The organism is Rhizobium sp. 05N430, assembly GCF_056396985.1.
This window is the reverse complement of the sequence record NZ_JBFTMO010000014.1, coordinates 92,021-117,438: the sequence shown is the minus strand read 5'-3', so window position 1 is coordinate 117,438 and position 25,418 is coordinate 92,021. Positions and strand designations below refer to the sequence as shown.

Sequence of the window (25,418 nt, the reverse complement as noted above, 5' to 3'; positions counted from 1 at the left end):
GGGCAAACACTCATGGCTGAAAAGAAATCGGGTATCGACCAGGCACTGATCCGTGACCTCGCGAACATCTTGAACGACACGGACCTGACGGAGATCGAAGTTGAGCAGGAAGATCTGCGCATCCGCGTCTCGCGCGGCGGCAATGTCCAATATGTCCAGGCGCCGATCGGCGGCGCTCCGGCCTATGCGCCTGCGCCTGCAGCCGCCGCACCTGCGGCCGCTCCGGCAGTAGCCGCTGCCCCGGCCCGCAACCCGGCCAATACGGTCAGCGCCCCCATGGTCGGCACCGTCTATATGGCACCGGCTCCGGGCGCACGCGCCTTCATCGAAGTCGGCTCGACCGTCAAGGAAGGCCAGACGCTTCTCATCATCGAAGCGATGAAGACCATGAACCAGATCCCGTCGCCGAAGTCAGGCAAGGTCACGGAAATCCTCGTCGAAGACGGCAGCCCCGTCGAATACGGCCAGGCCCTCGTCGTCATCGAATAAGGCGGGCATCATGGTCTCGAAAATCCTCATTGCAAACCGCGGCGAAATCGCGCTGCGCGTCCTGCGCGCCTGCAAGGAGCTCGGCATTCCCTGCGTCGTGGTTCACTCCACCGCCGATGCCGACGCCATGCATGTGCGCCTTGCCGACGAAAGCGTCTGCATCGGCCCTCCGCCGTCGCGCGACAGCTATCTGAACATCCACCAGATCGTCGCAGCCTGCGAAATCACCGGCGCCGATGCCGTGCATCCCGGCTACGGCTTCCTGTCCGAAAACGCCAAGTTTGCGGATATTCTCGAGGCCCACGGCATCACCTTCATCGGCCCGACAGCGGATCACATCCGCATCATGGGCGACAAGATCACCGCCAAGACGACGGCGCAGGAACTCGGCATCCCCGTCGTTCCGGGCTCTGACGGCGAAGTGAAGACCGAAGAAGACGCCATCAAGACGGCGGCCGAAATCGGCTATCCCGTTCTGATCAAGGCAACCGCCGGCGGCGGCGGACGCGGCATGAAGGTCGCGAAATCCGAAGCCGACGTGATCGAAGCCTGGTCGACGGCCCGCACCGAAGCGGCTGCTGCCTTCGGCAACGAAGCCGTCTACATGGAAAAGTATCTCGGCAAGCCGCGCCACATCGAAGTTCAGGTGTTCGGCGATGGCGAAGGCAATGCGATCCATCTCGGCGAACGCGACTGCTCGCTGCAGCGCCGCCACCAGAAGGTCTGGGAAGAAGCAAATTCCCCGGCGCTCAACGTCGAGCAGCGCATGAAGATCGGCCAGGTCTGCGCCGACGCCATGAAGAAGCTGAAGTATCGCGGCGCCGGCACGATCGAGTTCCTGTACGAAAACGGCGAGTTCTATTTCATCGAAATGAACACCCGCCTGCAGGTGGAACACCCGGTCACCGAAGCCATCACCGGCATCGACCTCGTGCACGAACAGATCCGCGTCGCCTCCGGCGGCGGTCTATCGGTGACGCAAGCGGAAGTGAATTTCGAGGGCCACGCCATCGAATGCCGTATCAACGCCGAAGACGCGCGCACCTTCGTGCCCTCGCCCGGCACGATCACGCATTTCCATGCACCGGGCGGCCTCGGCGTTCGCATCGATAGCGGCGCCTACCAGGGCTACAAGATCCCGCCTTACTACGACAGCCTGATCGGCAAGCTCATCGTTCACGGGCGCACCCGCGTCGAATGCATGATGCGCCTGCGCCGCGCGCTGGACGAGTTCGTCGTCGATGGCATCAAGACCACGCTGCCGCTGTTCCAGGATCTGGTTTCGAACCAGGACATCGCGAACGGCGACTACGACATCCACTGGCTGGAACAGTATCTCGCCAGCACCAAGCCGGCCTGATCACGAATGGCAGGGTCGCGCAGGAAGTCCCCAGGAATTACCCCGGAGATCCTCCTGCGCGCCTACTCCATCGGCCTCTTCCCGATGGCCGAATCGGCTGATGACCCGGAGATCTTCTGGGTCGAGCCGGAACTTCGCGGGGTTATCCCGCTTGACGATTTCCACATTTCCAAAAGCCTTGCGAAAACCATTCGCCGCAAACCGTTCCACATCCGGTTCAATCATGATTTCGATGCTGTGATCTCGGCTTGCGCGGCGGAAACCTCCGGGCGCCCGAGCACCTGGATCAACGGCACCATCAGGCAGCTCTATTCGACCCTCCACCGCATCGGCCATGCGCATTCCGTCGAGGCCTGGGAGGGCGATACGCTTGTCGGCGGGCTCTACGGCGTCTCGCTGGGCGCGGCGTTCTTCGGCGAGAGCATGTTCTCGCGGCGCACCGACGCCTCGAAGATCTGCCTGGTGCATCTGGTCGAGCGCCTCCGGGAAAAAGAGTTCAGGCTGCTGGATACGCAGTTCACGACGGAGCATCTGAAGACCTTCGGGGCGATCGACGTGCCGAAGGATGAATATGCCGTGATGCTGGATGCCGCGATGGATTCGCCGCATCTGGCGTTTTAGGGAGCGCCTGCCCTCGTCCTTCGAGGCCGTTCGGGCACCTCAGGATGAGGGCTCTCGTGAAGCTGGCTTGCTGCGGGATGGGTGTGCCCGCCCCCGTCCTTCGAGGGTCGCTTCGCTCCCACCTCAGGATGAGGGCTCTCTCGGACGCTTCGGCCCGGAGCCAAATGAAAACCAGCGACGGGTACTTCCAGCGCCAATAGCCACTCCGCCCCTCATCCTGAGGTGCCCGTAGGGCCTCGAAGGACGAGGGCCGGGCACCAAGGCCAACCAACAAAAGAGATTTCTACTTAACCTTCGCCGCACCATCCGATGCCGGCACGTCCGGGTAAAACTATGGGACCAGGGCACCCGCCCCCGTCCTTCAAGGGTCACTTTGCTACCGCCTCAGGATGAGGGCTCTCTTGGACGCTTCGGCTCGGAGCCAGAATAAAAACCAGCGACGGGCACTCCAGCGCCAACAGCTCCTCCGCCCCTCATCCTGAGGTGCCCGAAGGGCCTCGAAGGACGAGGGCCGGCCACAATGGCCCAAACCAGTAATCAGGAAATCACTTAGCCTTCGCCGCGCCATCAGGCGCCGGCACGTCCGACTGCGCCTTGCAGTCCTTCAGCCAGACGTCATAGATTGGGTGCTCGACGGCGTTCAGACCCGGGCTGTCGGCAAACATCCAGCCGGTGAAGATGCGGCGGATCTTGCGGTCGAGCGTGATTTCGTCGACTTCGACGAAACCGTCGATCTTCTGCGCTTCCGACTGGTCGCGCGAATAGCAGGCCTTCGGCGTCACCTGCAGCGCGCCGAACTGGACCGTTTCATTGACATAGACGTCGAAGGTGGTGATGCGGCCGGTGATCTTGTCGAGACCCGAGAAGACGGCGACAGGGTTTTCGATGCGCGCGGCAGAAGCGATCTGCGGCAACAGCGGCGAGCCAAGCGCCAGGGCGATCCCGGCGGCACGCAGGACCTGGTTCCGCGTGAAAAGCTGCATATCTACCCGTCTCCACCGCATCTCATGATAATGGCCGCAGCTTCTGCGGCCAACCTGCGGGTAAAGGTCAATTGTGGCCAAAAGCCGGGCCGGATGGCCCGCTTTGCGGTCGGCGAACTCTCAGTTGCCAGGCGTCCAGGCGTCGTAGTCGCCGGTGACGCGCGGACGCTCGCCGGTGGCCGACAGCGAACCCGGCGGACGGTAGGCCTGCGGCGAGCCGGTCGGGTTGGCGCGGTGCGCCTTTTCCCATTCCTTGGCGGCGTAGTTTTCCTTCGACGGCGGGGTGTCGGTGCGGTGGTGCATCCAGCCGTGCCAGCCCGGAGGAATGGCCGAGGCCTCGGCATAGCCGCTGTAGATCACCCAGCGCTTCGGCAGACCATAGGAAGACAGGCCGCCTTCGTAATAGACATTGCCGAGCTCATCTTCGCCAACACGCTTGAAACCGCGAAGCGCAAACCGTGTTCCCAGCGTGTAGTGGTTCCACCAGGTGAAAATGTGCAGCAGGAAGTTCTTCATGTCTGTTCCTTGTGCTTGCCAGAGGTCAAGCGGGACTGGAATTCGTTCACTCGCTTATGCCGCCGGAAGACCGGATTGTCCAGTGATTCCAGATTTGCAACGGCTCATTTCAAGGCCATCTTGAAGCCGAGATGCGACGGCTCGAAGCCCAGGCGCTCGTAGAACCGGTGGGCATCCTTGCGCTTGCCGTTCGAGATCAGCTGGACGCGGGCAAGGCCGCGGCTTTTTGCCTCTGCGATGCAGAACTCGATCATCTGCCCGCCGATGCCCTGCCCGCGCAAGTCGACGCGCGTCTGCACCGCCTCGATGATCATGAAGGACGCGCCGCGGCCGGTCAGAGTCGTCGCTATCGAAATCTGAAACGTGCCGGCGACTTCGCCGGACAGTTCGCCGACATAGAGCGTCTGGTCCGGCGCTGCGGCGATCGCCGAGAAGGCCTTGAGGTAGTCCGCGTAAGCGCTCTCGTCGGTCGTATCGCCATGTCCGCCGATATCGTCGGCGGCGAAGAGCGTTATCAACGCAGCAAGATCGTCCTGCCGGGCCTCGCGGATGATGAGCTTGCCGGTCATGATGGTCTCAATGGGCGGGAAGATGTTTTTCAAGCACCAGCGTCGCAATACCCGACTGGCCGGGGCCGACATTCTCATTGCGGCCCGCCTCGATGAAACCCAGCCTGCTGTAGAAACCGATCGCATCCTCGTTCTTCGGCTCGACTTCGAGACGCATGATCTCCGCATCCGGAAAGCAGGTTTCCAGCTCGGCAAACATGTCGCGGCCGATGCCCTGACGCTGCAGCGCCGGACGCACATAGAGAAGATGCAGGATCGCCGTCTTTGCCAAATCGGCGGACATTGCCGCATAGCCGACCGCGCCGATATCCTTGCCGCTGTCGGCGACGACGAATTCAGCATTCTTCTTTGTCAGCCGCGCCTTCAGCGCCGCCGGCGAAAACAGGTGGCCGATCAGTTCATCGACCTTCGGCCCGCCATAGAAGCGGTCATAGGTCGCATGAAAGCTCTCCACCAGCACGGCGCGGATCTTCTCCAGATCGCGCTCACCGGCGGTGCGGACAAAATACACCAAGGCTTTCTCCTGGCGGCGCCGGGATCCGAGGCCGCTCACGCTCTTCGGCAGACGCCGGTTATTCCTCGACGATGCCGAGCTTGGCCTTGACCAGCGCCTGGACGGCCTGCGGGTTGGCCTTGCCGCCGGTCGACTTCATGACCTGGCCGACGAACCAGCCAGCCAACGTCGGCTTGGCCAGCACCTTGGCAACCTGATCGGGGTTGGCGGCGATGATCTCATCGACAGCTTTTTCGATGGCGCCGGTGTCGGTCACCTGCTTCATGCCGCGGCTTTCGACGATTTCAGCGGGATCGCCACCCTCGTTGAGGATGATCTCGAAGACGTCCTTGGCGATCTTGCCGGAAATCGTTTCGGCCTTGATCAGGTCGATGATGCCGCCGAGCTGAGCCGGGGAAACCGGAGTCGATTCAATATCTTTTCCGAGTTTGTTCAAGGCGCCGAGCAAGTCGTTGATGACCCAGTTGGCAGCCGTCTTGCCATCGCGGCCTTCGGCAACGGCTTCGAAATAATCGGCAATCGCCTTTTCGGATACCAGCACCGACGCGTCATAGATCGACAGGCCGAGTTCGCGGACGAAGCGGTCCTTCTTGTCATCAGGCAGCTCCGGCAGGTCCTTTGCCAGCGCGCTGACGAAAGCATCGTCGAACTCGAGCGGCAACAGATCCGGATCCGGGAAGTAGCGGTAGTCATGCGCGTCTTCCTTGGAGCGCATGGAGCGCGTCTCGCCCTTGTTCGGGTCGAAGAGACGGGTTTCCTGGTCGATCGAGCCGCCGTCCTCCAGAATACCGATCTGGCGGCGGGCTTCGTATTCGATCGCCTGGCCGATGAAGCGGATGGAGTTGACGTTCTTGATCTCGCAGCGCGTGCCGAAGCCCTCGCCCGGACGGCGCACGGAAACGTTGACGTCGGCGCGCATCGAGCCTTCGTCCATGTTGCCATCGCAGGTGCCGAGGTAACGGACGATCGAGCGCAGCTTCGTCATGTAGGCCTTGGCCTCATCGGACGAGCGCATGTCGGGCTTGGAGACGATCTCCATCAGCGCGACGCCGGAACGGTTCAGGTCGACATAGGACATGGTCGCGTGCTGATCGTGCAGCGACTTGCCGGCGTCCTGTTCCAGATGCAGACGCTCGATGCCGATCTCGATGTCTTCGAACTGGCCCTGACGATCCGGGCCGAGCGAGATGACGATCTGGCCTTCGCCGACGATCGGATCCTTGAACTGCGAGATCTGATAGCCCTGCGGCAGGTCGGGATAGAAATAGTTCTTGCGGTCGAACAGCGAGCGCTTGTTGATCTGCGCCTTCAGGCCGAGACCGGTGCGCACCGCCTGGCGGACGCATTCCTCGTTGATGACAGGCAGCATGCCGGGCATGGCGGCGTCGACGAGCGAGACATTCGAGTTCTGCGGCTTGCCGAATTCCGTCGAGGCGCCGGAGAAGAGCTTCGAATTCGACAGCACCTGCGCATGGACTTCCATGCCGATGATGACTTCCCAATCGCCGGTGGCGCCGGGAATGAAGCGTTTCGGATCAGGCGTGCGAACGTCGACAAGGGTCATGTGATACTCTTCGGGAGGCTGTTCTTTTCATCTGGTGAGGTAACGGAAATGGCCTGCCGGTGCAAGGCTTTCGGCGTGTCTGGGGCACAGCTCCCGTTTTCGCGCTGTTAACAGCGGCGCGCTAGCATGGATGTATGATCTCTTCCCACGCGCTTCAACTCGCCGCCCTGCTTCTCGCCTACAATCTCTTCGTCTTCGCCACCTATTTCATCGACAGGCGGGCCGCCCGACTAGGACACCGGCGCGTGAGCGAACGGACCTTGCTGATGCTGGCATTGTTCGGCGGCAGTCCGGGTGCGATCACCGCCCAGCGCCTGTTGCGGCACAAGACGCAGAAGGAGCCGTTTCGCACACTTCTTAAGGGAATCGCAGTACTTCACGCCGTTGTATGCGGTGGGCTTATCGTCTTCGTCGCGGCCGAACGATTGGGGCTTACTTAAAAATCCGGCCCGTAAGTGCCGTCACCGCCGCTCTCCAGTGGCTTGCTGAGACCCACGGACGGCACGTCCCGGTCGAGCTTCGGGTTGTAGACGATCGACAGCCAGTGGATGCTATAGCCGTGCTTCTGGAAGAAGTTGATAGCCTCGTTGTTACCCGAATGCGTCTGCATGCCGGCGCTGGAGAAACCCTGGTCGGCGATATCCGTCTCGATTTGCGCCAGCAGCGCGGCGCCGACACCCTGGCGAGTGAAGGCCGGATCGATCCAGAAATCAGAGATCGTTTCGTCGAATTTCTCCCGCGCTCCCCAGCCGACAATCTGGCCGTTGAGTTCGGCCACCGTAATCGTCAGCCAGCTGTTGCGTGTAAAGTTCGTAAAGGCACTCCGCGCCGCATCGAGCAGCGCGTCCGTCTCGCCCATGGCCACCATCGCCTTTTGCCAGGCTCTGAGGCCGATCTCACTCAGAAGGTCCGCCTCGCCCTCGCGGGCATTGCGAATGTGGATCATGGAACCCCCGTTCAATGATCAAAGTAGAACACCGAATCGCCTGCTTTTCTATCGGTTTGCGCGGCTTACGCACCGTTTTTGCAGGCGCGTTGCGAATCTGGCGCGCTTGACGGCAACCTGTGCGTGGGTTAGGCAAACCTTATGTTGAATTCGTCTGAGACCCGCTAAGGGCCCTGCCCGCAAGCTGCTTGCGCGCATGGGCCAGAGAAAACGAAACCCCGCCGTTCGCCTTGAACGCCGGATCGTTTTTTTGTGCGCTTTCGAGCGCCAGACCGGATCAACACAACAATGGACATTTCACGCGCCGAACAGCGCATCCTGCACCTGCTCGCCCAGGGCGGCCGGATCGAACTCACCCGCGGCGAAGACCGCGTCATCGAGAAGCTTCAACTTTTCACCAGAGAAGGCTGGGTCTTCTCCGGCATCGACATCCTTACCTTCCGCAAGCTCAAGCAGAAACGGGCCATCCGCTCGCAGGGCGGTAAGCCCTACCGGATTACCGAGCGGGGACTGGTGCTGGTGAGGGCGGAGCAGGATAACAGGTAGGAAACCGGAGGCTGGCTCTTGAATGGGCCAGTCTTTTTACATTGCCCTCATTCCTGTGCTCGCCACAGGAATCCAGCAGCGCCATGTCCGTGGCGCATAAGACTCTTTATCACGGCGCAGACGCGCCGTGGCTGGATCTCTGTGACAAGCACAGAGATGAGGGAGCTACGAAGTTGCCAACTCAGCCTTCATCGCCGCCCACTCTTCAGCCAGCGTTCCTGTTCCGCGAGCCCGTCCGGTACGGCGGTACCAGTAGTCGGCGTTCCAGTCGTCGCCCTCGATGCGATGGCAGAGAGCATGGCCCCAGTCGAAGGGGCGCTGACCTTCGTGGGCCTGGCAGATGTTGTGAACATCGGTCCATTCGGCGCCCATGACAAAGCCCGCAGCCGCAAGGCGGTCGAGGGCTTCGATCAGATTTTCGAGATCAGTTTTGGACATGGCCACCTCTCCCCGTTGCCTATCTGAGATGCATTTCGAGCTTCACCATTTCAAGGTCTACTCCCAGGCTCGCATCGCGTTCAAAGCCGCGCCTGACGATCGAGAAGCCGGCTCGCTCATAGAGGCGGATGGCGCCGGTATTGGTGGCGCGGGTGTCAATCCTGACGATACGGTAGCCTTCACCGGATATGACGCTGACGAAATGCGCAATCAGCACTGCCCCGATGCCGCGACCCTGGAAGGCGGGATCGACCCAGAGGTCTGAAATGTAAGCGGGCGCATCTTCACGGGCAGCCCAGCCGACGACCTTGCCGCCAATCTCGGCAACCGCGACATCTCCTTTGGCTGACGCGGGATAATCGACGAAGGCCTTTCGGGCGGCTGCGACGATGCTGGAATCGGAGAATACTTCCTTTCCCTTTATGCTCGACAACCAAGCCGCAAAACCAACTTCGCCGACCACGATGTGGTCGGCGAAGGTCATTTTCCGAATTGTCAGGCCGCTTACCACCACTTGGCAGGCGAGAACTTGCCGGCTGCCTGTTCGATGACATGTGCAGTCTTGAAGAGGGTTTCCTCGTCGAAGGGCTTGCCGATCAGCTGCAGGCCGAGCGGCAGGCCCTTGTGGTCGAGACCGGCGGGAACGGCGATGCCCGGCAGGCCCGCCATGTTGACGGTGACCGTGAAGATGTCGTTCAGATACATCGCGACCGGATCGGCGGCGAGGTTTTCGTCGGCGACACCGAAGGCGGACGACGGCGTGGCCGGCGTCAGGATCGCATCGACGCCGGCATCGAAGACGATTTCGAAGTCGCGCTTGATCAACGTACGGACCTTCTGGGCCTTGATGTAATAGGCGTCGTAGTAACCGGCCGACAGCACGTAGGTGCCGATCATGATGCGGCGCTTGACTTCCTTGCCGAAGCCCGCAGCGCGGGTCTTCTCGTACATGTCGGCGATGTCCTTGCCGTCGACGCGCAGGCCGTAGCGGACGCCGTCGTAGCGGGCGAGGTTCGAGGAGGCCTCGGCGGGGGCGACGATGTAATAGGCCGGAAGCGCATATTTGGTGTGCGGCAGCGAGATGTTGACGATCTCGGCACCGGCATCCTTCAGCCAGGCAATGCCCTGCTGCCAGAGCGTTTCGATCTCCTCGGGCATGCCGTCGACGCGGTATTCGTTCGGAATGCCGATCTTCATGCCCTTCAGCGATTTGCCGAGTGCGGCTTCGTAATCCGGAACGGGCAGATCGACCGAGGTCGTGTCCTTGGAGTCGACCGAGGCCATCGACTTCAGGAGGATCGCCGCGTCGCGGACGTCGCGGGCGATCGGGCCAGCCTGGTCGAGCGAGGATGCGAAGGCGACCGTGCCCCAGCGCGAGCAGCGGCCGTAGGTCGGCTTGATGCCGACGGTGCCGGTGAAGGCTGCCGGCTGGCGGATCGAGCCGCCGGTATCGGTCGCAGTCGCACCGGCGCAGAGATGGGCGGCAACGGCAGCGGCAGAACCGCCCGAAGAGCCGCCCGGAACCAGCTGCTGGTTGGAGCCGGAGGCGCGCCAGGGGTTGATGACCGCGCCATAATGCGAGGTTTCGTTCGACGAGCCCATGGCAAACTCATCCATGTTCAGCTTGCCGAGCATGACGGCGCCGTCGTCCCAGAGGTTCTGGGTGACAGTCGATTCGTAGCGCGGTTCGAAGCCGTCGAGAATGTGGCTGCAGGCCTGGGTGTGGACGCCGACGGTGGCGAACAGATCCTTGATGCCGAGCGGGACGCCTTCGAGATCACCTGCCTGGCCGGCCGCGATGCGCTCATCGGACTTCTTTGCCATGACGCGGGCGAGATCGGGCGTGGTCTTGATATAGGCGTTCAGCGCGCCGTTCGCGGCATCGATCGCCGAGATATAGGCTTCGGTCAGTTCGGTGGCGGTGATCTCTTTGCCGCGCAGCTTCTCGCGGGCTTCGGCAATGGTCAGGCTAGTGAGTTCGCTCATGGTGTCTACTCGGATCGTTTTAATGGCAGCGGGGATCGGAAAAAGCGGCAGCGCTTATTCGACGACTTTCGGTACCAGGAAGAAATTGTGGTCGGTGACGGGAGCATTGGCGACGACGTCGTCGGCCTTATTGCCATCGGTCACCTGGTCGGTCCGCTTCTTCATCGCCATCGGCGTGACCGAGGTCATGGCCTCGACGCCTTCGACATTCACTTCGGACAGCTGTTCGACGAAGCCGAGAATGCCATTCAGCTCGCCGACCATGCGATTTGCCTCGTCTTCGGAGACGGCAATACGGGCAAGGCGCGCAACGCGCTTAACGGTGGCAAGATCGACGGACATGGCATACTCCGAAAGGGAAATTTCCCACTCGCTATAAAGACCATGTCCGCCTTGTGCAACGGGCTTTCGTCAGATCGAGAAGCTCTCGGAAGGCTTGATCGCCTTCACTTTCGTCTTCGAACCTTCCATGCCGGAGACGAACTTGTCGGCAGTCTGGTCGATGATCGGGAAGGTGCCGTAATGGCAGGGGATGGCGCTCTTGAAGTTGAAGTAGCGCTGGCAGGCAAGTGCCGCCACCGCACCGCCCATGGTGAAGCGGTCACCAACAGGGACGAGGCCGATATCCGGCTGGTGCAACTCGTTGATCAGCGCCATGTCGGAGAAGATATCGGTGTCGCCCATGGCGAAGATAGAGGCTTCGTCGTCGAAATGCAGCATCAGGCCGTTGGCGTTGCCGAGCGCATGGGCGATACCGTCTTCGGTGACCTGTGCGGAGGAATGCAGCGCATTGGTGAAGGTCGCGGAGAAGCCGCCGAGCGCAATCGTGCCGCCGGTATTGCCCATTTCGATCTTCGAGACGCCCTTGGCGGCAAGCCAGGAGGCGAGATCGGCATTGGCAAGAACCGTGGCGCCGGTTTCCTTGGCGAGCGCGATCGTGTCGCCGACATGGTCGCCATGGCCGTGGGTCAGCAGAATATGGGTGATGCCTGCCGACACATCCTTGATGTCCTGACCCTCGAACGAAGCATTGTAGGTCAGGAAGGGGTCGAGGAGGATTTTTGCCTTGCCGGTTTCGATGCGGAAGGCGGAGTGGCCGAGCCAGGTGATCTTCATGAAAAGCGTCCCTTGATTATGTGATGCAAAAGCGGGTCTCGATTGTTATGGACATAGCCGATATGGCTGCAAAGAAAAGCCGCCACAGGCTTCAATTTGTTTTGACGGGATGAAACGCCGATGACAGTGATGACGATCGAAGAGATGGCTGCGTTCCTGCAGCCCGGACAGGCGATCGCCGGGCTCGATCTCGGCACCAAGACCATCGGCCTTTCGATGTCCGATCTCGGACGGCGCTTCTCGACGCCACGTCCCGTCATCCGCCGCGAGAAGTTCACCATCGACGCCGAGGTGCTGCTGGCTTTTTCCGAGAAGGAAAAGGTTGCCGGCTTCGTCATCGGCCTGCCGATGAACATGGACGGTTCGGCCGGTCCGCGCGTGCAGGCAACGCGCGCCTTCGTGCGCAACATGGAGCAAAAGACCGCCCTGCCGTTCGTCTATTGGGACGAGCGGCTATCGACGGTCGCTGCCGAACGCGCTTTGCTGGAAATGGACGTGTCGCGCGCCAAGYGGGCCGAGCGGATCGATTCCGCTGCGGCGAGCTTCATTCTTCAGGGCGCCCTGGACAGGCTGTCGGCGCTTTCGAGAGCTGATGATTTCGACGCCTGACGGGCGGCCCACCAGGCGGCAATCTTCTTGCGCTTGCGGAACGCGATGATCGCCAGAACCACGAGACTGTCGACAGCAATGGCGCGGGCAACGAGCGGCGGAATGCTTTCCGGCGGCACGCCCAGAACCTGGCCATAGACTTCGAAGGTCAGGTCATGGACCTGACGGCTCAGCATGAAGATGCCGAAATTCATGTCGTAGTAGGAAAGCCAGTACCAGCCGCTCAGGAAAACGATCGGGCCCAACCAGAAGATCAGGAACCACTTCATGCGGCCTCCCCTCGATGACGCCAGGCGGCCGGACTTTCGAGACCGATAACCCAGGTCGACAATGCCATCACGCTCAGGACGACCGCGGGAACGGTGATATCAAGGGCGAGCACCGCGAAAAACATCATCGCGGCAACAAGCAACGCAGCTTTGGCGGCTCTGGTTCCCATCATGGGTCCTGACAGCTAATAATTTAACTGCCCGTACCCTGTCGCCTTAACGCCGGGGGCGCAACGTAAACCATTTGTTAAGGTTAACAGCCGGGCGCCCGCCTGTGGATGAGCCGGCCGCCCGTCAGCCGTAGACGCCGCGAACGATGCGCTTCAACGCCGTTGCCGCCTTGTCCCAGTCCTTTGCGGTCTTCAGCGCCAGCCCGGCGCACTGCCCGCCGGCCGAGGCGGAAAGGACGAGATGCTGGATCGCGGCGAAGAGAATCGCATTGGTGGCGACGGGATCGACTCCCTTCGGCGGGGTCAGCGAACCGCGCATGCGCTCCAGCCACTGCGCCAGCGCCTTGGAGCGGGCTTCCGAGAGACGCCTCACCTGCTCGGTATTTTCCGAAACTTCCCAGGCGACGATGCGGCGGACGAGCGGATCGTCGCGCAGCGCTTCGAGAAAGAGCAGCGACAGGCGCTCCATCAGATCGCCGTAGGTCAGCAGGAACATGCCGCCGGTGTCTTCGGGGATGCGATCCTTGACCCAGGTGCCGAGATCGGCGCCGATCGCCTCGACCAGTCCGTTGAGGCCGCCATAGTAGCGATAGATCAGCTGTTTGTCGCAGCCGGCGCGGCGGGCGACGGCGTTGATGCCGAAATTCTGAAACCCCTCTTCGGCCAGCAGAGCCTTGGCGGCCTTCAGAATTGTCTTTTCGGTCGCGCCGCGGTCGCGGATGCGCTTCTCGGGTTCGGCGGCAACGGGTGCCAAAACCATGGTGTCGTCAAGCATATCGAAGCCGATTCTGTTCTTGTCACTACAAGGTGAGTAACAACGGCACCCTGCCCCGGCAACGGACAAGGCCTTGATAGATTGTGGATAATCCCATGGTTTTCAGGAGATTGGTGAGACCGTGATGCAACGATCACGGCCTCTCTTCCCTCAGCCGGCCTCGGCCGTTCGCATTCGGGGGAATGTTGAGGCCGAGGACGATCGGTACGGTGATCGCGTAAACGGCGATCGCCGACAGCCAGATTGCGCCCGGCCATTGCCGCTGCACGACGAAATAGAAGCTGGAGAAGCCAAGCGGCGCGACCATCGACGAGAGGCTGACGACCGAGGCGAGCAGACCCTGGAACTGCCCCTGCTGTTCGCCGCTCACCATGCGTGTCGCCATGGACTGCAGCGACGGCACGCCGATGCCGCCCAACACGAAGACCGGCATGACGGCAAAGATCATCCACGGCTGCGTGGTGAAGGCCATGACAGCAAGGGCCAGCGAGGTGCCGGCAAGGCCAGTCAGGATGGTGACGCGCTCGCCGAGCAGCTTCACGGCAGGCCCCGGCAGGAACATCTGCGCCAGAGCCTGGCAGGCGCCATAGGTGCCGAGTGAGAGGCCGATCCACAGGCCGTTCCAGCCGAACACGTCATGTCCCCACAGAGCCCAGCAGGTGCCATAGACCTCGCCGACGCCGCTGAAAATGAAGAAGACAGTGATGATCGGCAGCAAGCCGCGCATCGAGATCAACCAGCGGAACGGGCGAAGCGGGTTGAGGGCGGCGAGATCGATCCGCTCACGGCTCGGTTTGCGCGACTCCGGAAGCACCAGCAGCGCCAGGAGCAGATTGCCGGCGTTGAGAACTGCGGCAGCTATGAACGGCAGCCTCAGCCAGTAATCGCCAAGGATGCCGCCAAGAACCGGGCCGACGATAAAGCCGATGCCGAAGGTGGCGTTGAACAATCCGAAACGGCGGGCACGTGTCTCCTCCGCAGAGACATCGGTGATGTAGGCGCTGGCGACCGAGATGTTGGCGCTTGTCAGCCCGGCGACGGCACGGCCAATCAGCAGCATCCACAGATGAGGCGCGAAGGCCAGTATCAGATAGTTGACGGCAGCGCCTGTCATCGAGATCAGCAGCACCGGCCGCCGCCCGAGCCTGTCGCTGAGAGCGCCGAGCACCGGCGCACAGATGAACTGCATCGCCGCATAGAGCGAGGTCATGATGCCGATATAGGCGGCGACATTGCCTGCATGCGTCACTTCCGCGATCAGCCGCGGAAGAATGGGGAAGATCAGACCGATCCCGACCGCGTCGAGACCGATGGTGGTGAAGATGACGACAAGTGCCTTGTTCATGGCAGGCTCCACTATACCGAGTTTGAAAATGTACTCAGTACATATGCCTTACGACCACAGGCTGTCAATGCAAATATATACTCAGTATACAAACTGCGCTACGATGCGGACATGAACGCGACTTTCGATTCCAATCAGCCTGACGACAGGCGATCCCGCAAACGCCTCGCTACACGGCGGGCCATCTCTCTTGCCGCCGACCGGCTGTTTCTCGAGCGGGGCTTCGATCATGTGACGGTCGACGACATCGCGGCTGCGGCCGATGTCGGCCGGATGACGGTGTTCAATCACTTCCCGCGCAAAGAGGACATGTTCTTCGACCGCGATGAGGAAGGGCGGGAGACGTTGCGCCATGCGTTGCAAAACCGCGATCCGTCCGTCCCGCCAGTCGAGGCCTTGCGCCTGCTTGCCCACCAGCTGGTGGCCGAACGGCGGCCCTATGTGGAATTTTCCAACCGCAGCCAGAGCTTTATTGCGACGGTCGAGCGCAGCGAGACGCTGAAAGCGCGTGCCCGGGCGATCCGCGACGAGCTGGCGCAGACTGTCGCTGCTGGACTGGCGGAGACTGTGGGGCGCGAGTTGTCCGATCCGGATGCCGATCTCGCCGCCAACCTGCTGCTGGCAACCTGGAGCGTCGCCTTCCTTCAGGCACATCGGGCATTCCGGCAGGACGGGAATTCAGAGAAGGCGACCGCCCTCTTCCTTGCCATGATCGATCGGGGAAGCACCGGCGTGAAAGCGGCTATGGCGGAAACGCCCTACGCCTGACGGCGCAAGTCTCCATCCGGAGACATCAGAGATATTGGCCGAACCAGATCGAGCGATCCGAGGGATCGACGAAGGGCTGGGCGAGGCGTTCGAAGCCGCGCGAGGCCCAGAAGCGCTGCCCGCCGATATTGCCCGCATTGGTGCCGAGATGAACACCTTTGACCCCGGCCTGGCGGGCCGACGTCATCCAGCGATCGAGAAGCCTGGTGCCAAGCCCCTGCCCCTGCAGCCGCGGCAGCATGTTCATATGGATATGGGCCGGGAACTCGGCGGCGCGCGCCGCGAAAGCGCGCTGCGGATTGTGGATGGTGAAACTGCGGCGCTGGTCGGCATTCCAGCCTTCCGGATCGCCTTGCGGCGCCGGATAGCGGGCGCGCAAGGCGGGCCACCATTCGCTTTCAAGACGGTCTTCGAACGCAGGCGTATCGTAGGGGCCGACGACATAGCCGGCGACGCCATCGGCATCCTCGACGACGAAGGACGTCTCCGGGCTCAGCGTCACGTAAGGCGCCGAATAGATGTGGCCGATCATCTTGCGATCGTGATAGAGCGCCGAGGCATCCTGCCCGGCCTCTCCCGTCAGCAATGAAATCTCGTAGATCGCCTCGAGGTCATCGGGGCGTGCGTTGCGGATCGTTGCCATCGGTCAGCTTGCCGGCGGATACAGCAGATCGACGATATAGCTCGCGTCGAAGCGGGCATCGAGCATGCCGTAGGTGGCGCGCCAGCCGCCTGCCAGGCGGGTCTCGATAAAGGCATCGGCGATGCGGCCTGCACCGAGGCGATAGAGCTCGGCGGCAGCGGCGGCAAGCGCCAGCTGCTCGATCAGCAGGCGGGCAGCGCCCTCGTCGCGCTCGCAAAGCGCCATGGCGGCGCGCAGCACGTCGATGGTCTTCTTGCCGGCCGGGCCGAGATCGCGGGCGAGACCGGCGAAGACAGTCTCGAACAGATCCTTGCCGCGCGAGAGAACCCTGAGAAGATCGAGCGCCATGACGTTGCCGGAGCCTTCCCAGATCGCATTGACCGGAGCTTCGCGGTAGTGCCGGGCGATCGGGCGCTCCTCGATGTAGCCGCTGCCGCCGATGCATTCCATCGCTTCATAGATCAGCGCTGGGGCAATCTTGCAGCACCAGTATTTGGCTACCGGCGTCATGACGCGGGCATAGGCTGCCTCTTCTGCGTTGTTGCGTGCCTTGTCGAAGGCATCGGCCAAACGGAAGGACAATGCCGTCGCGGCGGCGACGTCGAGCGCCATGTCGGCGAGAACGCGGGTCATGATCGGCTGGTGGACGAGCATCTTGCCGAAAACGCTGCGGCCGCGGGTGTGGTGGACGGCTTCGGCGAGCGAAGCCCGCATGATCCCCGAGGAGGCCAGCGCGCAATCGAGCCGCGTCAGCGTCACCATGTCGAGGATCGTACGGATGCCGGCATCGGGACCGCCGAGTAGGAAGCCGAACGTATCGTTGAACTCGACTTCCGAGGAGGCATTCGAACGATTGCCGACCTTGTCCTTCAGGCGCTGGAACTGCAGGCCGTTGGCCGAACCGTCCTCCAGCAGGCGCGGCACCAGGAAGCAGCCCATGCCGTCCTTGGTCTGCGCCAGCATGATGAAGGCGTCGCTCATCGGCGCCGACATGAACCACTTATGGCCCGAGAGACGGTAGATGCCTTCGCTGACCTTCTCCGCGGTCGTCTTGTTGGAGCGGACGTCGGTGCCGCCCTGTTTCTCGGTCATGCCCATGCCGATCGTCACGGCAGACTTCTGCATGGCGGGCTTGTTCGAGGAATCGTATTTGCGCGACAGGATCTTCGGCGCCCAGTCCTTCTGAACGGCAGGCGACGCCGAGAGAGCGGCCACGGAGGCGCTGGTCATCGTCAGCGGGCAGAGATGGCCGGATTCCAGCTGCGCCGTCAGATAGAAGCGCGCGGCGCGGATCTTGTGCGACTGGTCCTTGGCGTCGGCATCGGCCTGCGGATCCCAGACGGAAGAATGCAGGCCGACGGACATCGAGCGGCGCATCAGCGCGTGCCATGCCGGATGGAATTCGACGACATCGAGACGCTCGCCGCGCGGCCCATGCGTGCGCAGCTTCGGCACGCCCTCGTTCGCCATGCGGGCCAGTTCCTGCGCCTCCGGAGAGGTGACGTAGCGGCCCATGTTTTCCAGGTCTTCACGCGTGCCGCGCGGCAGACCCGCCGTCAGGTCGACGATCAGCGGATCGGAGCGGTAGGCGTTGATACCGGACCAGAGGCCTGGCTGGTTCAGCTCGGCGAGTTTTTCTTCAGCGGGAGTCATGAGTCGCTTCTATTGCATGAGCCAGATAAATGGAAACCGGAACTTGACGATTTCAACTCCAGCTCTAGCGGATTTGCGGCAAAATTGCATGGGGACACAGAGCTTTGCCCACAGCACAAGCTTGCAGCCGCGGACGGCACTCATTATAGACCCAGCGACACAGCAAGAGGCAGGTTCATGGTCTTTTTCCCCCACCGCCACCTCATCGGTATCAAAGGTCTCACCGAGCAGGATATCACCCTTCTCCTCGACAAGGCCGACGAGGCCGTCAAGATCAGCCGACAGAGAGAAAAGAAGACGTCGACGCTGAGAGGTCTGACGCAGATCAACCTCTTCTTCGAAGCATCGACACGTACGCAGGCCTCCTTCGAACTGGCCGGCAAACGCCTTGGCGCCGACGTCATGAACATGTCGGTCGGCAACTCGTCGGTGAAGAAGGGCGAAACCCTGATCGATACGGCGATGACGCTGAACGCGATGCGCCCCGATGTGCTGGTGATCCGCCATTCGAGCGCGGGTGCAGCCGCGCTCCTCGCACAGAAAGTCTCCTGCTCGGTCGTCAATGCCGGTGACGGACAGCATGAGCATCCGACCCAGGCACTGCTGGACGCGTTGACGATCCGCCGTGCCAAGGGCAAGCTGTCGCGCATCATCGTCGCGATCTGCGGCGACGTGCTGCATTCTCGCGTTGCCCGCTCCAACATCCTGCTTCTGAACGCCATGGGCGCCCGGGTGCGCGTCGTCGCTCCGGCAACGCTGCTTCCCGCCGGGATCGCCGACATGGGCGTCGAAGTCTTCCATTCGATGAAGGAAGGCCTGAAGGACGCAGACGTGGTGATGATGCTGCGCCTGCAGCGCGAGCGCATGTCCGGCGCCTTCGTGCCGTCGGTGCGTGAGTATTACCATTTCTACGGCCTCGATGCCGAAACGCTGAAATCAGCAAAGGAAGATGCCCTGGTCATGCATCCGGGGCCGATGAACCGCGGCGTTGAGATCGCCTCCGAGGTCGCCGACGGTCCGCAAAGCGTGATCGCCGAACAGGTCGAGATGGGTGTCGCCGTGCGCATGGCCGTGATGGAAACCCTGCTTGTTTCTCAGAATCAGGGGCCGCGGACCGAAGGAGTGGGCGCATGAGCAACCTCGTCCTCAACAATGTCCGCATCATCGATCCCTCACGCAATCTCGATGAAACGGGCACCATCGTCGTCAAGGACGGCGTGATCGTTGCCGCCGGCAAGGACGCGCTGAACCAGGGTGCACCCGCAGGCGCAGAGATCCGCGACTGCAACGGCCTCGTTGCCGTACCCGGCCTCGTCGATGCCCGCGTCCATATCGGCGAGCCGGGTGCCGAACATCGCGAGACGATTGCTTCCGCCAGCCGCGCCGCCGCAGCCGGTGGTGTCACCTCCATCATCATGATGCCGGATACCGACCCGGTGATCGACGACATCGCGCTGGTCGAATTCGTCAAGAAGACCGCCAAGGACAAGGCGCTCGTCAATGTCTATCCGGCAGCGGCGATCACCAAGCATCTGGTCGGTGAGGAAATGACCGAAATCGGCCTTCTCATGGAAGCCGGTGCCGTCGCGTTTACCGATGGCCGCTCCAGCATTCATGACACGCAGGTGCTGCGCCGGGTGATGACCTATGCCCGCGAATTCGGCGCCGTGATCTCCTGCGAGACCCGCGACAAATATCTCGGCGCGACAGGCGTCATGAACGAAGGCCTGTTCGCCAGCTGGCTCGGCCTCGGCGGCATTCCGAAGGAAGCCGAGCTGATCCCGCTCGAACGCGACCTGCGCATCGCCCAGCTAACCCGCGGCAACTATCACGCGGCGATGATCTCGGTGCCTGAGTCGGTCGAGGCGATCCAGCTTGCCAAGCGCCGCGGCGCGAAGGTCACCTGCGGCATCTCGATCAACAACCTGGCGCTCAACGAGAACGACATCGGCGAGTACCGCACCTTCTTCAAGCTCTACCCGCCGCTGCGCATCGAAGACGATCGCGTGGCGATGGTCGATGCGCTGGCGAAGGGCGAGATCGATATCATCGTCTCCTCGCATGATCCGCAGGATGTCGATACCAAGCGCCTGCCCTTCGGCGAAGCGGCCGACGGCGCCGTCGGGCTCGAAACCATGCTGGCGGCGGCGCTTCGCCTGCACCACAGCGGCCGCGTCAGCCTGATGCGGCTGATCGATGCGATGTCCACCCGCCCCGCACAGATTTTCGGCCTCGAAGCCGGAACGCTGAAGCCCGGCGCCAAGGCGGACATCACGCTGATCGATCTCGAAGAGCCTTGGCTCGTTTCGAAAGACATGCTTCTGTCGCGCTCGAAGAACACGCCTTTCGAGGATGCCCGTTTCTCGGGCCGGGCGGTTGCGACTTACGTGGGTGGAACGAAGGTGCATTCGCTGGACTGAGGAGGTAGCGGCATGAATGAGAACGAGAACGACAGTCATCATGCCGCCCCGATCCGGAAGCAGCGAGGCTCAAAGCACTATTCGTCGACCATCGTGCTGAGCACCGTATTCGTGACGCTCTGCACGCTGGCCGCGCTGCTGCTCGGTGGCGCGGAAATCTGGGTCTTCGAGAACGGTTAAGACAGCGGCTTCGGGACAAGGCCGTAGAATATAAGGTGGAGGGGACATGATTTCGGAACTCACCAACTGGCAGATCACTCTGCCCATGGCGCTTGCTGCAGCCGTTGCCGGCTATCTGCTCGGCTCCATTCCATTCGGCCTGATCCTGACGCGGGCAGCCGGTCTCGGTGACGTCCGCAATATCGGTTCGGGCAATATCGGCGCCACCAACGTGCTGCGCACCGGCAACAAGAAGCTTGCTGCGGCAACCCTGCTGCTCGACGCGCTGAAGGCAACAGTCGCAGCCTGGATCATGGCCTATGTCGCAGGGCCCGAAGCTAGCGCCATTGCCGGCCTCTTTGCCTTCCTCGGCCACCTCTTCCCGGTCTGGCTGGGCTTCAAGGGCGGCAAGGGTGTCGCAACCTATATCGGCACGCTGCTCGGCGTTGCGCCGCTCTTCGTTCTGTTGTTCGCCGCCGTCTGGCTGACCATGGCCTTCGTCTTCCGCTACTCGTCGCTGGCGGCGCTCACGGCGATGCTTGTCATTCCGGTTGCATTGTGGATATTTGGATACGAAAAGGTTGCAGCCGTCATGGCGATCATGTCGGTCATCTCCTATTACAAACACAAGGCCAACATCTCCCGGCTCATCGGCGGGACAGAAAGCAAGATCGGGGCGAAGGGGTAGGATGGACGTCGAAAGCGCAAGGCCAAAGGGAATTGCGCTTTCGGACCGGCAACGGATCGCCTGGCTTCGGCTGATCCGCTCCGACAATGTCGGGCCTGCCACCTTTCGAGGACTCATCAATCATTTCGGTTCCGCCGAGGCGGCACTTGCCGCCCTGCCCGAGCTTTCGGCCCGCGGCGGCGCCACGCGGGCGATCAGGATCGCCACCGAGGCCGAAGCGCATCGCGAGCTGGAAACGGCCCGCCGTTTCGGCGCCCGCTTCATCGGCATCGGCGAACCCGACTATCCGCAAGCCCTTCGCCAGATCGATGGCGCTCCGCCGCTGATTGCCGTCAAAGGCGACGTTTCCGTTCTGCATCGGCCGACAACCGGCATCGTCGGCTCGCGCAATGCCTCGATCAGCGGCGCGAAGTTTGCGGCGATGATCGCCAGGGATTGCGGCCGGGCGGGCTATGCCGTCGTATCCGGCCTTGCCCGCGGCATCGATACCGCCGCCCACCGCGCCAGTCTCGATACCGGCACCATGGCTGCTCTCGCTGGTGGTCTCGACCAGCCCTACCCGCCGGAGAATGTGCCGCTGCTCGATGAGATCTGCAGCGGCAACGGACTGGCGATCAGCGAAATGCCGTTCGGCTGGGAACCCCGCGCCCGTGACTTCCCGCGCCGCAACCGGCTGATCGCCGGCATCGCGCTTGGGCTCGTCGTCGTCGAGGCGGCAACGCGGTCGGGCTCGCTGATCACGGCCCGGCTGGCCGGAGAATTCGGGCGGCTGGTCTTTGCCGTGCCCGGCTCGCCGCTCGATCCGCGCTGCCAGGGCACCAACGGCCTGTTGAAAGACGGGGCGATGATCGTCACCTCGCCCGACGACGTGATCGAGGCGCTCGCGCCGCTTTCGCAGCTCGACCTGTTTTCGGCACCGGTGGCGGAGGAGCCCGCCGGCAACGAGCCGGGCCTGTCGCCGCCCGACGATTCCGAGCGGGCGCGGATCACCGATGCGCTCGGTCCGGCACCGGTCGAGGTTGACGACATCATCCGCCATACCGGACTTCCGGCGCCTTCGGTCTATCTGGTTCTGCTGGAGCTGGATATTGCCGGGCGGCTGCACCGGCATCCCGGCGGCATGGTCTCCCTTGCGATGGGAGACTGAGCGCACTACATGCGGTTGTGAAGTTCGCCGGCCTCAACATAGGCCATCTCGATCAGATAGCAGAGCATGCTGGCGTCTTCCTTTTCGGCAACCTGACGCAACTCCGCCAGCATCTGCCTAACAAAGGCGATGTTTTCGCGCGAAGCCGATTTGTCGGTTCTCTTGTTGAAACCCTTGGGCGACATGGACAGTCTCTGAATGACGGACGGCGGCTTGGGAGGGGCCTTGACCACACCTGAAAAACGATAACGCAATTATCTTAAATTGCAATACGTTTATAATCCCTCTCAGGTTGCATCGCGTTGCAAAACGTAAAATTGAAGTAAACCCCTTGACCGAAGCCATTTCCCTGTCCATGTCGGAGAACCGGCAATCTGCAAGCGGCAAGTATTGCGCTCATCCTCCCGCCGGACGCGGCAGTTTTTAGAGAATCATCATGAATGTAGTCGTGGTAGAATCGCCTGCGAAGGCAAAGACGATCAACAAGTATCTGGGTCCTGGATACAAGGTGCTCGCCTCCTTCGGTCACGTTCGCGATCTGCCTGCAAAGGACGGATCGGTTCTGCCCGATCAGGATTTCGAAATGCTTTGGGAGGTCGATGGAGCCTCGGCCAAGCGTATGAAGGATATTGCCGATGCGGTGAAATCCTCCGACGGCCTGTTCCTGGCAACCGACCCTGATCGCGAAGGCGAAGCGATTTCCTGGCATGTGCTCGACATGCTGAACAAGAAGAAGGTGCTCGGCGGAAAGACCGTCAAGCGCGTGGTCTTCAACGCAATCACCAAGAAGGCCGTGCTCGATGCAATGGCCGATCCGCGCGATATCGACGTGCCGCTGGTCGATGCCTATCTGGCGCGCCGTGCTCTCGATTATCTCGTCGGCTTCAACCTGTCGCCGGTCCTCTGGCGCAAGTTGCCGGGCGCCCGCTCGGCCGGGCGCGTGCAGTCGGTGGCTTTGCGCCTCGTCTGCGACCGTGAATCCGAGATCGAGCGCTTCATTTCGGAAGAATACTGGAACATCTCGGCGCTCTTGAAGACACCGCGCGGCGATGAGTTCGAAGCCAAGCTGGTTGCGGCCAATGGCAAGCGGTTGCAGCCGCGCGCCATCGGCAACGGCGAGGAAGCCGGCAAGCTGAAGGCATTGCTCGACGGCGCTTCGTATGTCGTCGGCAGCGTCGAGGCGAAGCCCGTCAAGCGCAATCCGTCGCCGCCGTTCACGACATCGACGCTGCAGCAGGCCGCTTCCTCGAAGCTCGGCTTCTCGGCATCGCGCACCATGCAGGTGGCGCAGAAGCTCTATGAAGGCGTCGACATCGGCGGCGAGACCGTCGGTCTCATTACCTATATGCGTACCGACGGCGTGCAGATGGCGCCTGAAGCGATCGATGCGGCGCGCAGCGCTATCCTCGATCAGTTCGGCAGCCGTTACGTTCCCGACAAGGCCCGCCTCTACTCCACCAAGGCGAAGAACGCCCAGGAAGCTCACGAAGCGATCCGGCCGACCGATTTCAACCGCACGCCTGACGAGGTGCGCAAGTACCTGGATGCCGACCAGATCAGGCTTTACGACCTGATCTGGAAGCGCGGCATCGCCAGCCAGATGGCCTCGGCCGAAATCGAGCGCACGACCGCCGAGATCACCGCCGACAAGGGCGGCGAAAAGGCCGGTCTTCGCGCCGTCGGCTCGGTGATCCGTTTCGACGGCTTCATCGCCGCCTATACGGATCAGAAGGAAGACGGCGAGCAGAGCGACGACAACGACGACGAAGATGGCCGCCTGCCCGAGATCAATGCCCGCGAAAGCCTCGCGAAGCAGAAGATCAATTCGACGCAGCACTTCACCGAACCGCCGCCGCGCTATTCCGAAGCCTCGCTGATCAAGAAGATGGAAGAGCTCGGCATCGGCCGCCCGTCCACCTATGCTGCAACGCTCGCCACGCTTCGCGACCGCGAATATGTGACGATCGACAAGCGCAAGCTGATCCCGCATTCGAAGGGACGGCTGGTGACAGCCTTCCTCGAAAGCTTCTTCACCAAATATGTCGAATACGATTTCACGGCCGATCTCGAAGAAAAGCTCGACCGCATCTCGGCAGGCGAGCTGAACTGGAAGCAGGTTCTGCGCGACTTCTGGCAGGATTTCTTTGCCCAGATCGAAGACACCAAGGAACTGCGCGTCACCAACGTGCTCGACTCGCTGAATGAATCGCTGGCGCCGCTGGTGTTTCCGAAGCGCGAGGACGGCAGCGATCCGCGCATCTGCCAGGTCTGCGGCACCGGCAACCTGTCGCTGAAGCTCGGCAAATACGGCGCCTTCGTCGGCTGCTCGAACTATCCGGAATGCAACTACACCCGCCAGCTCTCCTCGGAAAACAATGGCGAAGGCGAAGGCACGGCGCTGAACGAGCCGAAGAACCTCGGCACCGATCCGACGACCGGCGAAGAGCTGACGCTGCGCTCGGGCCGCTTCGGGCCTTATATCCAGCGTGGCGATGGCAAAGATGCGAAGCGCTCCTCGCTGCCGAAGGGATGGAAGCCTGAAGATATCGACTACGAGAAGGCCATGGCGCTGATCTCGCTGCCGCGCGATATCGGCAAGCATCCGGAAACCGGCAAGATGATCTCGTCGGGCATCGGCCGCTACGGACCGTTCCTGCTGCATGACGGCGGCTACGCGAACCTCGAAACCGTCGAGGACGTGTTCTCCGTCGGCCTCAACCGTGCCGTCACCGTGATTGCCGAAAAGGCCGCCAAGGGACCGGGCGGCCGCGGCCGTGGAACGCCGGCGGCGCTGAAGGAGCTCGGTGAGCATCCGGATGGCGGCGGTGCGATCACCGTGCGCGACGGCAAGTATGGCCCCTATGTCAATTGGGGCAAGGTCAACGCGACACTGCCGAAGGGCAAGGATCCGCAGGCGATCACCGTCGAGGAAGCCGTCGAGCTGATCACCGCCAAGGCCGGCAAGGCACCGGCTCCGAAGGGCAAGGCCAAGCCGAAGGCAGCCGCTGCCGAAGGCAAGGCAACCAAGACTGCCGCCAAGCCGAAGGCCGCAGCCAAGACCAAGGCTGCCGCGAAACCGAAAGCGGCGAAGGCCAAGGCGCCTGCCAAAGCGAAGAAGAGCTGA

31 protein-coding genes are annotated in these 25,418 nt (G+C 62.2%); 13 read left to right on the top strand and 18 right to left on the bottom strand.

Translation table 11 applies throughout. From position 1 onward, the window contains the following. Positions 1-12 precede the first annotated feature (12 nt). From accB to aat, 3 genes are read left to right on the top strand one after another with little or no spacing between them, the layout of a single operon-like run. Positions 13-489: an acetyl-CoA carboxylase biotin carboxyl carrier protein gene (gene accB, locus AC1DJO_RS23800; protein ID WP_112516921.1), complete on the top strand. Its 477-nt coding sequence runs from the start codon at positions 13-15 to the stop codon at positions 487-489. A 10-nt stretch (positions 490-499) separates the two neighbouring features. Further along, positions 500-1,849, top strand: a complete 1,350-nt coding sequence (gene accC, locus AC1DJO_RS23795) for an acetyl-CoA carboxylase biotin carboxylase subunit (protein ID WP_112389724.1) — start codon at positions 500-502, stop codon at positions 1,847-1,849. Between the two features lie 6 nt (positions 1,850-1,855). Beyond that, on the top strand, positions 1,856-2,470 hold the full coding sequence (gene aat, locus AC1DJO_RS23790) for a leucyl/phenylalanyl-tRNA--protein transferase (RefSeq protein WP_477973220.1): 615 nt from the start codon (positions 1,856-1,858) through the stop codon (positions 2,468-2,470). Positions 2,471-3,015: 545 nt separating this feature from the next. Here aat and AC1DJO_RS23785 read toward each other — a convergent pair. From AC1DJO_RS23785 to gatB, 5 genes are all read right to left on the bottom strand, one after another. Then, positions 3,016-3,453, bottom strand: coding sequence for a DUF2155 domain-containing protein (locus tag AC1DJO_RS23785; protein ID WP_112516923.1), 438 nt, complete (start codon positions 3,451-3,453; stop codon positions 3,016-3,018). Positions 3,454-3,573: 120 nt separating this feature from the next. Continuing rightward, the gene (locus tag AC1DJO_RS23780) at positions 3,574-3,969 is read right to left on the bottom strand and encodes an NADH:ubiquinone oxidoreductase subunit NDUFA12 (RefSeq protein ID WP_112389721.1); all 396 of its coding nucleotides are present in this window, start codon (positions 3,967-3,969) and stop codon (positions 3,574-3,576) included. Between the two features lie 104 nt (positions 3,970-4,073). Next, positions 4,074-4,538 (bottom strand): N-acetyltransferase family protein, encoded by a 465-nt coding sequence (locus AC1DJO_RS23775; protein ID WP_477973217.1) that lies wholly within the window; start codon positions 4,536-4,538, stop codon positions 4,074-4,076. Positions 4,539-4,545: 7 nt separating this feature from the next. Further along, a complete protein-coding gene (locus AC1DJO_RS23770; RefSeq protein WP_477973241.1) occupies positions 4,546-5,049 on the bottom strand; it encodes an N-acetyltransferase family protein in 504 nt (167 codons plus the stop codon). Positions 5,050-5,110: 61 nt separating this feature from the next. After that, positions 5,111-6,616: an Asp-tRNA(Asn)/Glu-tRNA(Gln) amidotransferase subunit GatB gene (gene gatB / locus AC1DJO_RS23765; RefSeq protein ID WP_112537382.1), complete on the bottom strand. Its 1,506-nt coding sequence runs from the start codon at positions 6,614-6,616 to the stop codon at positions 5,111-5,113. 134 nt (positions 6,617-6,750) lie between these two features. Here gatB and AC1DJO_RS23760 point away from each other — a divergent pair, with 134 nt between their 5' ends. After that, positions 6,751-7,056 (top strand): DUF1294 domain-containing protein, encoded by a 306-nt coding sequence (locus tag AC1DJO_RS23760; RefSeq protein WP_477973215.1) that lies wholly within the window; start codon positions 6,751-6,753, stop codon positions 7,054-7,056. On the opposite strand, the gene AC1DJO_RS23755 is transcribed toward AC1DJO_RS23760, so the two are convergent. Next, entirely contained in the window at positions 7,053-7,562 is a 510-nt protein-coding gene (locus AC1DJO_RS23755) for an N-acetyltransferase family protein (RefSeq protein WP_477973213.1), read from the bottom strand. The genes AC1DJO_RS23760 and AC1DJO_RS23755 overlap by 4 nt on opposite strands. A 288-nt stretch (positions 7,563-7,850) precedes the next feature. Here AC1DJO_RS23755 and AC1DJO_RS23750 point away from each other — a divergent pair, with 288 nt between their 5' ends. Continuing rightward, a complete protein-coding gene (locus AC1DJO_RS23750) occupies positions 7,851-8,108 on the top strand; it encodes a YjhX family toxin (protein ID WP_112389716.1) in 258 nt (85 codons plus the stop codon). 165 nt (positions 8,109-8,273) lie between these two features. Here the strand turns inward: AC1DJO_RS23750 and AC1DJO_RS23745 are convergent, their stop codons facing one another. The 5 genes from AC1DJO_RS23745 to AC1DJO_RS23725 form a co-directional block, all read right to left on the bottom strand. After that, positions 8,274-8,546, bottom strand: coding sequence for a hypothetical protein (locus AC1DJO_RS23745; protein ID WP_477973211.1), 273 nt, complete (start codon positions 8,544-8,546; stop codon positions 8,274-8,276). 19 nt (positions 8,547-8,565) lie between these two features. Further along, a complete protein-coding gene (locus tag AC1DJO_RS23740) occupies positions 8,566-9,030 on the bottom strand; it encodes a GNAT family N-acetyltransferase (RefSeq protein WP_477973209.1) in 465 nt (154 codons plus the stop codon). 20 nt (positions 9,031-9,050) lie between these two features. Continuing rightward, positions 9,051-10,532, bottom strand: a complete 1,482-nt coding sequence (gene gatA, locus AC1DJO_RS23735; protein ID WP_477973207.1) for an Asp-tRNA(Asn)/Glu-tRNA(Gln) amidotransferase subunit GatA — start codon at positions 10,530-10,532, stop codon at positions 9,051-9,053. Between the two features lie 54 nt (positions 10,533-10,586). Beyond that, entirely contained in the window at positions 10,587-10,874 is a 288-nt protein-coding gene (gene gatC, locus AC1DJO_RS23730; RefSeq protein ID WP_112389713.1) for an Asp-tRNA(Asn)/Glu-tRNA(Gln) amidotransferase subunit GatC, read from the bottom strand. A 69-nt stretch (positions 10,875-10,943) separates the two neighbouring features. Continuing rightward, positions 10,944-11,648, bottom strand: coding sequence for a metal-dependent hydrolase (locus tag AC1DJO_RS23725; protein WP_477973205.1), 705 nt, complete (start codon positions 11,646-11,648; stop codon positions 10,944-10,946). Positions 11,649-11,768: 120 nt separating this feature from the next. Here AC1DJO_RS23725 and ruvX point away from each other — a divergent pair, with 120 nt between their 5' ends. Next, positions 11,769-12,257, top strand: a complete 489-nt coding sequence (gene ruvX / locus AC1DJO_RS23720) for a Holliday junction resolvase RuvX (RefSeq protein WP_477973203.1) — start codon at positions 11,769-11,771, stop codon at positions 12,255-12,257. Here ruvX and AC1DJO_RS23715 read toward each other — a convergent pair. From AC1DJO_RS23715 to AC1DJO_RS23700, 4 genes are all read right to left on the bottom strand, one after another. After that, complete coding sequence (locus AC1DJO_RS23715; protein WP_310298600.1) at positions 12,200-12,526, bottom strand: DUF6105 family protein; 327 nt, start codon at positions 12,524-12,526, stop codon at positions 12,200-12,202. The genes ruvX and AC1DJO_RS23715 overlap by 58 nt on opposite strands. Then, positions 12,523-12,696, bottom strand: coding sequence for a hypothetical protein (locus AC1DJO_RS23710; RefSeq protein ID WP_477831517.1), 174 nt, complete (start codon positions 12,694-12,696; stop codon positions 12,523-12,525). The genes AC1DJO_RS23715 and AC1DJO_RS23710 overlap by 4 nt, the downstream gene beginning before the upstream one ends. 124 nt (positions 12,697-12,820) lie before the next feature. Beyond that, positions 12,821-13,471, bottom strand: a complete 651-nt coding sequence (locus tag AC1DJO_RS23705; RefSeq protein ID WP_112537391.1) for a TetR/AcrR family transcriptional regulator — start codon at positions 13,469-13,471, stop codon at positions 12,821-12,823. 133 nt (positions 13,472-13,604) lie between these two features. Further along, the gene (locus AC1DJO_RS23700) at positions 13,605-14,816 is read right to left on the bottom strand and encodes a TCR/Tet family MFS transporter (protein WP_477973201.1); all 1,212 of its coding nucleotides are present in this window, start codon (positions 14,814-14,816) and stop codon (positions 13,605-13,607) included. A 111-nt stretch (positions 14,817-14,927) separates the two neighbouring features. Between AC1DJO_RS23700 and AC1DJO_RS23695 the strand changes: the two genes are divergently transcribed. Further along, positions 14,928-15,584 carry a TetR/AcrR family transcriptional regulator gene (locus tag AC1DJO_RS23695; protein ID WP_477973199.1) on the top strand — a complete coding sequence of 219 codons (657 nt, stop codon included), beginning with the start codon at positions 14,928-14,930 and terminating at the stop codon, positions 15,582-15,584. A gap of 25 nt (positions 15,585-15,609) precedes the next feature. On the opposite strand, the gene AC1DJO_RS23690 is transcribed toward AC1DJO_RS23695, so the two are convergent. Further along, positions 15,610-16,227: a GNAT family N-acetyltransferase gene (locus AC1DJO_RS23690; RefSeq protein ID WP_477973197.1), complete on the bottom strand. Its 618-nt coding sequence runs from the start codon at positions 16,225-16,227 to the stop codon at positions 15,610-15,612. Between the two features lie 3 nt (positions 16,228-16,230). Further along, a complete protein-coding gene (locus AC1DJO_RS23685; protein WP_477973195.1) occupies positions 16,231-17,880 on the bottom strand; it encodes an acyl-CoA dehydrogenase family protein in 1,650 nt (549 codons plus the stop codon). 177 nt (positions 17,881-18,057) lie between these two features. Here AC1DJO_RS23685 and AC1DJO_RS23680 point away from each other — a divergent pair, with 177 nt between their 5' ends. From AC1DJO_RS23680 to dprA, 5 genes are read left to right on the top strand one after another with little or no spacing between them, the layout of a single operon-like run. Beyond that, positions 18,058-19,014, top strand: a complete 957-nt coding sequence (locus tag AC1DJO_RS23680; protein WP_112389705.1) for an aspartate carbamoyltransferase catalytic subunit — start codon at positions 18,058-18,060, stop codon at positions 19,012-19,014. Next, positions 19,011-20,300 (top strand): dihydroorotase, encoded by a 1,290-nt coding sequence (locus AC1DJO_RS23675; RefSeq protein ID WP_477973193.1) that lies wholly within the window; start codon positions 19,011-19,013, stop codon positions 20,298-20,300. Before AC1DJO_RS23680 ends, AC1DJO_RS23675 begins: the two co-directional genes overlap by 4 nt. A gap of 12 nt (positions 20,301-20,312) precedes the next feature. After that, complete coding sequence (locus AC1DJO_RS23670; RefSeq protein WP_162706061.1) at positions 20,313-20,480, top strand: hypothetical protein; 168 nt, start codon at positions 20,313-20,315, stop codon at positions 20,478-20,480. Positions 20,481-20,526: 46 nt separating this feature from the next. After that, the gene (plsY, locus tag AC1DJO_RS23665; RefSeq protein WP_477973191.1) at positions 20,527-21,147 is read left to right on the top strand and encodes a glycerol-3-phosphate 1-O-acyltransferase PlsY; all 621 of its coding nucleotides are present in this window, start codon (positions 20,527-20,529) and stop codon (positions 21,145-21,147) included. A gap of 1 nt (position 21,148) precedes the next feature. Next, positions 21,149-22,294 carry a DNA-processing protein DprA gene (gene dprA, locus AC1DJO_RS23660; RefSeq protein WP_477973189.1) on the top strand — a complete coding sequence of 382 codons (1,146 nt, stop codon included), beginning with the start codon at positions 21,149-21,151 and terminating at the stop codon, positions 22,292-22,294. A 5-nt stretch (positions 22,295-22,299) separates the two neighbouring features. Here the strand turns inward: dprA and AC1DJO_RS23655 are convergent, their stop codons facing one another. Further along, the gene (locus AC1DJO_RS23655) at positions 22,300-22,479 is read right to left on the bottom strand and encodes a hypothetical protein (RefSeq protein WP_112389701.1); all 180 of its coding nucleotides are present in this window, start codon (positions 22,477-22,479) and stop codon (positions 22,300-22,302) included. 251 nt (positions 22,480-22,730) lie between these two features. Here AC1DJO_RS23655 and topA point away from each other — a divergent pair, with 251 nt between their 5' ends. Then, positions 22,731-25,418, top strand: a complete 2,688-nt coding sequence (gene topA / locus AC1DJO_RS23650; RefSeq protein WP_477973187.1) for a type I DNA topoisomerase — start codon at positions 22,731-22,733, stop codon at positions 25,416-25,418.